The organism is Guyparkeria sp. (assembly GCF_041687595.1).
GTDB lineage: Bacteria > Pseudomonadota > Gammaproteobacteria > Halothiobacillales > Halothiobacillaceae > Guyparkeria.
Genome location: NZ_JAWLBP010000064.1, coordinates 1 through 7,566 on the forward strand (window position 1 = coordinate 1; position 7,566 = coordinate 7,566).

Below are 7,566 nucleotides of genomic sequence, written 5' to 3' on the forward strand. Positions count from 1 at the left end.
CTCGCGCTCGATGTGCGCGGTGTCGGCCATGTCCTGGACCTTGACCACGTCGATCAGCTTGTTGAGCTGCTTGACGATCTGTTCGATCACCTGCTCGTCGCCGCTGGTCACCAGCGTCAGCCGCGAGAGGGATTCGTCGTGGGTCGGCGCTACGCAGAGCGACTCGATGTTGTAGCCGCGCGCCGAGAACAGGCCGGCGACCCGCGAGAGCGCCCCGGCCTCGTTTTCCATCAGGATCGAGATGATGTGTCGCATGTCAGGCCGTCCTCACAGCAGGATCATTTCGTTGAGGCCCGCACCGGCGGGAACCATCGGGTAGACGTTCTCTTCCGGATCGGTCTGGAAGTCCATGAAGACCAGTCGGTCCTTCATGGCGAACGCCTCCCGGAGCGCGCCCTCGACGTCGGACGGCTTCTCGATGCGCATGCCGACGTGACCGTAGGACTCGGCGAGCTTGACGAAATCCGGCAGGGACTCCATGTAGCTCATCGCGTAGCGGCCCGAGTAGAAGAACTCCTGCCACTGGCGGACCATGCCGAGATAACCGTTGTTGAGGCTGACGATCTTCACCGGCAGGTGGTACTGCAGCGCGGTTGACAGCTCCTGGCTGCACATCTGGATACTGCCCTCGCCCGTGACGCAGGCGACCTCCTCGTCGGGGAAGGCCCACTTGGCGCCCAGCGCGGCCGGCAGGCCGAAACCCATCGTGCCCAGGCCACCCGAGTTGATCCAGCGATGCGGCTTGTTGAAGCCGTAGTACTGCGCCGCCCACATCTGGTGCTGGCCGACGTCGGAGGTGACGAACGCGTCACCGCCGGTGACCTCCCACAGCTTCTGCACCACGTACTGGGGCTTGATGATCTCGTCGGACCACTTGTAGTCGAGGCACTTCATGCCACGCCACTGTTCGATCTGGTCCCACCAGGACTCGAGTTCCTTGGTCTTCTTCGCGCCGCCGGCCTGGTTGACCAGTTCGATCATCTCGGTGAGCACCGACTTGACCGCGCCGACGATCGGCACATCGACGATCACGTTCTTGGAGATCGACGACGGGTCGATGTCGACATGAACGATCTTCGCGTGCGGACAGAACTTGGACAGATCCCCCGTGACGCGGTCATCGAAGCGCGCACCGATGGCGATCAGGACATCGCAGTGATGCATGCCCATGTTCGCCTCGTAGGTGCCGTGCATGCCGAGCATGCCCAGGAACTGCTTGTCGTTCGCCGGGTAGGCGCCCAGCCCCATCAGCGTCTGCGTGATCGGGTAACCGAGCTTTTGCGTGAAGTGGGTCAGCTCGTCGGCCGCGCGGCCGAGGATGACGCCGCCACCGGTGTAGATCATCGGGCGCTCGGCGTTGACGATCAGGTCGACCGCCTTGCGGATCTGCCCGGAATGCCCCTTTTCGGTGGGCTGGTAGGAGCGCATCGCGACCTTTTCCGGGTACTCGAACGGCACCTTGACCTTCGGATCGGTGACATCCTTGGGGATATCGACCACGACCGGACCCGGCCGGCCGGTGGTCGCGACGTAGAAGGCCTTCTTGATGGTCTCGGCCATGTCGCGCACGTCCTTGACCATGAAGTTGTGCTTCACGCAGGGGCGGGTGATGCCGACGTTGTCGACCTCCTGGAAGGCGTCGTTGCCGATCAGCGCGCTGTGAACCTGGCCGGTGAAGACCACCAGCGGAATCGAATCCATGTGCGCGGTGGCGATGCCGGTGACCGCGTTGGTCGCGCCGGGACCGGAGGTAACCAGCACCACGCCCGGCCGGCCCGTGGCGCGGGCATAGCCGTCGGCCATGTGCACCGCACCTTGCTCGTGGCGCACCAGCACATGATTCACGTCTTCCTGCTGGTAAAGGGCATCATAGATGTGAAGGACCGCCCCACCGGGATAGCCGAAGACCGTATCGACACCCTCGGCCTTGAGGCACTCAACCAGGATTTCACCGCCGGACAATTCCACGAGAGCATTCACCTCGATATAACGCGTTTATCTCATATAAATCCTGTGACTAGCCCGGCAGGGAGAAATTCCGCAAGGCAGCCACGCGACTCCGGGGAAACCGTCCCCGCACCCGGGCAACGCCCCGGATGGTCGTCCTGTGGAACCATTGAGTTTGCTTGACGCAAAAGAGTGCAACGCGATCAACGCAGCCCATGACGACGGCAGCCCGCCGACCCGGTGAGATCGTCACCGGCCAGACAGGCTGCCATCAACCGCAATTGGGCCCGATGGGGCTCGGCGGTCTCAATCGTAGACGGGATAATATAACGCGTTATCTGGCTGATTTCACCATCATCGACGGCGAATGTGCATCCCGGCCGACGGACGCGACCGAAATGCCCGCCAGGACCGGCCGGTCAGAAGGTGCCGAACCCGCCGGAGGACCCCTCGTCGCTGTAGACCTTGCCGTCGACCACGTCGAGCAGCAGCGCGTTGATCGCGCCGGGGGCCGAACGCAGCTTGAAGAAGGAGGCACCGTCGCCCATCATCGGCAGGTCCGGGAAGAACAGCGCCATGCGGAAGCGCAGGTTCAGCGTCTCGGCGGAGCTGCCGTCCAGCAGGATCGGATAGGGCAGGAAGGCATAACCCCGCGGGACCTCGAGATCCACGGCCTCAATCAGCGCCGCCCCGTTCGCATTCGCATTGTCCGACTTCAGGGCCACCCCGAACAGCATCTGCTCCTTGCCCGGGATGCGGACGCGGTAGACCAGTTCGACACCCAGGTTCCCGTCAGCAGCCCGCTCGGCGATCTGTTTCTGTCCCCGGGCAAAGGAGCCCAGCTCCCCGAGGTCCACCGGATCGCGGAACGTCTCCAGGCCGAAGCCGTACTGGTATGTCCTGAGGTTGGCTTCCGAGATCGGTTCGGCACCGAAATACCCGGTGGCGCCCAGCGCACCGGCGAGGGCCTGGAAGACCGGCTCGTTGTCGCCTTCGAGGCGGTAGCCGTGCGCCACGTAACGCGGATCCTGATAGGACACATGGACTGTCTCCCCGTCCTGCTCCAGGGCGACACTCAGCACGGCACCGTAGCCACCGCGGTCGCTCCTGGCCGCCGTGGCCAGCAACGCGTCACTGGTGACCACGAGCACGCGCACGCCCTCGGTGGGCGCATAGTCCCCCACGACCTCGAACCCACCGGCGGCGAGTTGCTCACCAGCAGAGGCGGCAGCCGCTTCCAGCGAGGCACCGAGCGGCGTCCCCTCGACAAAGGGTTGGAATTCGGCCCGCACGAGGCCGGAGAACAACAGACCCAGGCAGACCAGCCCGGCGGCCATCAGACGAATCGCTTGACTCTTCCCCATGGTGGAATCACTCCTTTGTGAATCTCTTTGGTCGTCGTTGTCATTACTTGATTATTGTTGTCGACAATTCCAAAGATACGCCACAACAGGAGCTTACGCACCCACAAAGGATCCTGACCCCGAATCACGAGATGCCAGGTGCAAGAAAGCCGGCTTTTCAGCCGGCTTCACTCGTCATTCGCCGCGGATCAGCTCGATCCGTAACACGTCCCCCTGCCACTCGAGAGACGCCAATCGGTGCCCCGCGCGTTCGCTGTAGGCACGAAAATCACTTTCGGCGCCTCGATCCGTCGCGTAGACGACCACCGGCTGCCCCGGCTCTGCCGTCGCCACGGCCTTGCGGGCCTTGAGCAGCGGCATGGGACAGGAAAGCCCGCGGGCATCGACCTCGACGGGTTGCTTCTCGCTCATGACCTTGCCTCCGCGAAAACCGGGATCACCTCACTCACCGGGCGGAACCAGCGGCAGGCCGGCACCCGCCCACTGCAGGATCCCGCCTTCCAGGTTGTAGACGTTGCCCACACCCTGCTGGATCAGGAACTGGCAGGCCTGCGCCGAGCGCGCCCCGCTGTGGCAGTAGATGACCACGTCCTTCTCGCGGCGGAACCGATCGACATTCAGCGGCACCATGTGCAGCGGCACGAGTTCCGCCCCCTCGATCACCCCGCGATCAGTTTCCGCCGGACCACGCACGTCGAACAGATCGACCTCGCCGAGCCTGTCGCGAAGTTCGTCCGCGCCGATGGTTCCGTAAGCTGCCATAATCCTCTCCAAACTGATCCGGTGGGCATGAGAGACTCAAGTTTAGCGGCGAGCCTCCCGCCTCGTCCATAATGGCAAGTCCGCCGGACGGCCCTTCGGGAAACCCGACACCATCTCCCCGGTCAAATCCAACATCCACCCTCCACACCGCGACGCAATGCTCCGAGCCACCCTCCTTTTCCTGGTCCTCGTCCTGGCCGCCACGCCCGCGCGCGCGATTGGCGACAGCCTGCCGGACCTGGGCAACCCGGTGGACACCGTGCTGTCCCCTGCCCAGGAGCGGCAGATCGGCGCGGAGGTATTCTCCCAACTCAGGGAACGCGGCGGCGTGGTCGAGGATGCGCTGATCGACTCCTACCTCAACGACCTGGGCATCCGCCTGGTCTCGTCGAGCCCCGGCTCCCCGTTCGCGCCGAATCTGGTGGTGGTCGACAACCCCACCATCAACGCCTTCACGGTCCCTGGTGGCCATATCGCGGTCTTTTCCGGGCTGATGCTGACCGCCGAGAACGAAAGCGAACTGGCCGGCGTCATCGCCCACGAGATCGCCCACTCCACGCAGCGCCACATCGCCCAGCGGGTGGCGGCACAGACGGGCAACAGCATGACGGCGGTCGCCGGTTTCATCGCCGGCATCCTGCTCGGCGCGGTGGACCCGCAGCTCGGGGCCGCCGTGGCCACCGCCGGCATCGCCGGGGCGGCACAGAGCTCCATCAACTACACCCGCATGCACGAGCGCGAGGCCGACCGCATCGCACTGGACACGCTGACACGCGCCGGGGTCGACCCGCAGGGCATGGTGAGCTTCTTCGAGAAGCTCCAGCGCCGCGCCGGGGCCGATCCGGGCCGGCAGTTCGAGTTCCTGCGCACCCACCCCATGAACGCCGAGCGGATCAGTGCCATCAAGGACCGACTGGAAAGCCTGCCGCCAACCACAACCCATCCCGACAGCCATTCGTTCCGGCTGGCACGAGCGCGGCTGGCCGCCCTGGTCGGCAATACCGGCATGCCCCTCGCCGAGGAAAGCGATCGCCAGTATCGCCGGGCCATCGTCGCCCGGCGCGCCGGCAACCCCCGGGAGGCGGCCCGTCTCCTCAGTCCCCTTTACAAGCAGGACACCAGCAACCTCTGGTACGCGCTGCCGCTGGCCCGGGCATTGAACGACAGCGGCGAGACGGAGCGTGCCGACCGCATACTCAAGGATCTGATCGAACTCTATCCCAGCGACGCCACCCTGATGCGGGTGCGCATCAAGTGGATGCTCGACCGCGGCGAAACCGACTCGGCCTACCAGGCTGCCCGCTCGGCGGTGGAGGCAAGCCCGAAAGACCCCACCGCCGCCCTCGCGATGGCCGAGGCCGCCAATGCCAGCGGGCGGGCACTGGAGCACCACGAGCAGCTCGGTCGCTATTTCCTGCTTCAAGGCAACCTGGCGGCCGCCCACCAGGAACTGGAAACCGCCTATACCTACACGGTCGACCGACCGCGAGCCCGATTGCGGATCGAATCGACCCTCGAGGACATCGAGCGACGCGCCGGCCAGAAACGCGAGGAGTGACCCAAACCCTCGCGTCCCTCCAATGGGGGGTCAAAATACCCGCGATCCGACCAGATGCCCCACCCTCGACGTGCTCCCGCCCCGATCACGGAAGGACCTCTCTCGTTGCGTGCTGACAACACTCCTCCGCCGGAGGCCCTGCCGCTTGCCGATCCGTTCGCCAAGTCTCATTCCGGCATTCTTCTGCCCGGACGTTCCACGCGAAATCCCGCAATAGCGCGAACAGCGGATCGAAACTGAAAAGATTTGCCGCCATTCCAGTGGCTTGGAGAAAAAACCCCGGATTACCAAAAATCGGGGCACAAATGCCGCCACGACGCAGTCCGGGCGCGTTCGGAATTTCATCAAACGCTAATAATCAATCCATCATGTCACCATAAATTATTTTTTATTGTCTCGACTGTTCAGGTCACTAAAGTGGAGGGCGTCGATTCGATGAATGAGACAACTCACCAAGGCATCTCGGCGCATAGACGCGACCGCAGAGGAGGATAACAATGAAGAAGTTCACATCCGTGTTCACCACGGCAGGCGCCGCCGCACTGCTCGCGGCCGGCATGAGTTTCTCGGGTGCTGCCATGGCGCAGGGCGACGAAGGCCTGTCCGATTCGGCGAAGGCAGGCAAGGAAATCGCCTTCGGCCGCGGCGCGGGCAACTGCCTGGCCTGCCACCAGATACAGGGCGGCAACCTGGCCGGCAACATCGGCCCGGCCCTGATCGCCATGAAGGCACGCTATCCGGAACGTGAAGATCTGAAGGCCGTCATCTACGACGCTCGCGACAAGTTCGGCGCGCAGACCATCATGCCGCCGTTCGGGGCCAACAACATCCTGAACGACGAGGAAATCGAGAACATCGTCGACTTCCTCTACACCCTGTAAGGGCTTCAGGACCAGACAACCAAAGACCCGAATCACGAGGAGATACTCATAATGAAACGCCTGATCTCTAGCATGATCGCTGCCAGCGTACTGGCCACCGGCGGCGCCTACGCGGCCGACCCGGCCAACCCGTCGGATCCGGAAGAATTCCGCGAGATGATGGTGGACTTCTACGCGGAGCGGTACCCGGACGTACCCTTCGAGGACTACAACATGGGCGTCTACGCCATCGATGAAGATGCGCGCGCCCAGTGGGAGGAAATGACGATCTTCCCGGAAACGGACCAGTACGTCGCTGCCGGTCAGGAGCTGTGGGAAGAGTACCGCCTGCCGAATGGCAAGCCGCTGTCCTCCTGCCTGGGCGAGGCCAAGGGCCTGCGCGCCAAGTACCCGTACTACAACGAGAAGGACGATGAAGTCCACAGCCTCGGCCTGGACATCATCAACTGCCAGAAGAACGCCGGCGAAGACCCGGAGAAGGTCTGGGACCCGAAGAACAACTACAAGAAGCTGGCCAACGTGCTGGCCTACCTGGCCAGTGAGTCGGCCGGCATGACCAATCAGGTCAACGTCGACAGCGAAGGCGCCAAGAAGGCCTTCAACCGCGGCAAGGAAGCCTGGTTCCGTCGTACCGGTCGCCTGGACAACTCCTGCGCCGACTGTCACCAGTACCACGGCGGCAAGTACGTGCGTGCCGAGCACCTGCACATGAACGTGGGCAACACCACCCACTTCCCGCTGTTCCGCTACAGCAAGGGCAGCATGTTCACGATCCACAAGCGTATCTACGGCTGCATCCGTGATACCGGCACCGTACCGCCGGCACAGTACTCGGAGTACTCCCGCGACCTCGAGTTCTTCATGTCCTACGTGGACAATGGTCTGGAACTCAACGGCCCGGGCACCCGCAAGTAAGCAGCCCATGACTGGACGAGAAAAAGCAGGCTTCGGCCTGCTTTTTTTTTGCACCGAGGTCGAGGAACATCCGGGCCGATCACCCCTCTCCCCGTGGCGACAAGGCCACCCTGCCAGAGGCCGCTCCCCAAGCCCGACA

At 63.7% G+C, this 7,566-nt stretch carries 8 protein-coding genes; 3 read left to right on the plus strand and 5 right to left on the minus strand.

What is annotated here, in order from left to right:
- From ilvN to ACESL5_RS08980, 5 genes are all read right to left on the minus strand, one after another.
- A partial coding sequence (gene ilvN / locus ACESL5_RS08960; RefSeq protein WP_372592443.1) for an acetolactate synthase small subunit occupies window positions 1-255 on the minus strand: 255 nt, incomplete at its 3' end.
- 12 nt (window positions 256-267) lie between these two features.
- Window positions 268-1,968 (minus strand): acetolactate synthase 3 large subunit, encoded by a 1,701-nt coding sequence (locus ACESL5_RS08965; protein ID WP_372592444.1) that lies wholly within the window; start codon window positions 1,966-1,968, stop codon window positions 268-270.
- Window positions 1,969-2,366: 398 nt separating this feature from the next.
- Window positions 2,367-3,311, minus strand: a complete 945-nt coding sequence (locus ACESL5_RS08970) for a hypothetical protein (RefSeq protein WP_372592445.1) — start codon at window positions 3,309-3,311, stop codon at window positions 2,367-2,369.
- 174 nt (window positions 3,312-3,485) lie between these two features.
- Entirely contained in the window at window positions 3,486-3,722 is a 237-nt protein-coding gene (locus ACESL5_RS08975; RefSeq protein ID WP_372592446.1) for a sulfurtransferase TusA family protein, read from the minus strand.
- Window positions 3,723-3,752: 30 nt separating this feature from the next.
- Window positions 3,753-4,073, minus strand: a complete 321-nt coding sequence (locus ACESL5_RS08980; RefSeq protein WP_372592447.1) for a rhodanese-like domain-containing protein — start codon at window positions 4,071-4,073, stop codon at window positions 3,753-3,755.
- Between the two features lie 157 nt (window positions 4,074-4,230).
- Between ACESL5_RS08980 and ACESL5_RS08985 the strand changes: the two genes are divergently transcribed.
- From ACESL5_RS08985 to soxA, 3 genes are all read left to right on the plus strand, one after another.
- A complete protein-coding gene (locus ACESL5_RS08985; RefSeq protein ID WP_372592448.1) occupies window positions 4,231-5,631 on the plus strand; it encodes a M48 family metalloprotease in 1,401 nt (466 codons plus the stop codon).
- Window positions 5,632-6,128: 497 nt separating this feature from the next.
- Entirely contained in the window at window positions 6,129-6,512 is a 384-nt protein-coding gene (soxX, locus tag ACESL5_RS08990) for a sulfur oxidation c-type cytochrome SoxX (RefSeq protein ID WP_372592449.1), read from the plus strand.
- Window positions 6,513-6,563: 51 nt separating this feature from the next.
- Window positions 6,564-7,427, plus strand: coding sequence for a sulfur oxidation c-type cytochrome SoxA (gene soxA / locus ACESL5_RS08995; RefSeq protein WP_372592450.1), 864 nt, complete (start codon window positions 6,564-6,566; stop codon window positions 7,425-7,427).
- The last annotated feature ends 139 nt before the right edge of the window (window positions 7,428-7,566 follow it).

Coding starts and splice junctions, on each gene's coding strand:
- ACESL5_RS08970 (WP_372592445.1), bottom strand. CDS start 3,311: ATGGGGAAGAGTCAAGCGATTCGTCTGATGGCCGCCGGGCTGGTCTGC.
- ACESL5_RS08975 (WP_372592446.1), bottom strand. CDS start 3,722: ATGAGCGAGAAGCAACCCGTCGAGGTCGATGCCCGCGGGCTTTCCTGT.
- ACESL5_RS08980 (WP_372592447.1), bottom strand. CDS start 4,073: ATGGCAGCTTACGGAACCATCGGCGCGGACGAACTTCGCGACAGGCTC.
- ACESL5_RS08985 (WP_372592448.1), top strand. CDS start 4,231: ATGCTCCGAGCCACCCTCCTTTTCCTGGTCCTCGTCCTGGCCGCCACG.
- soxX (WP_372592449.1), top strand. CDS start 6,129: ATGAAGAAGTTCACATCCGTGTTCACCACGGCAGGCGCCGCCGCACTG.
- soxA (WP_372592450.1), top strand. CDS start 6,564: ATGAAACGCCTGATCTCTAGCATGATCGCTGCCAGCGTACTGGCCACC.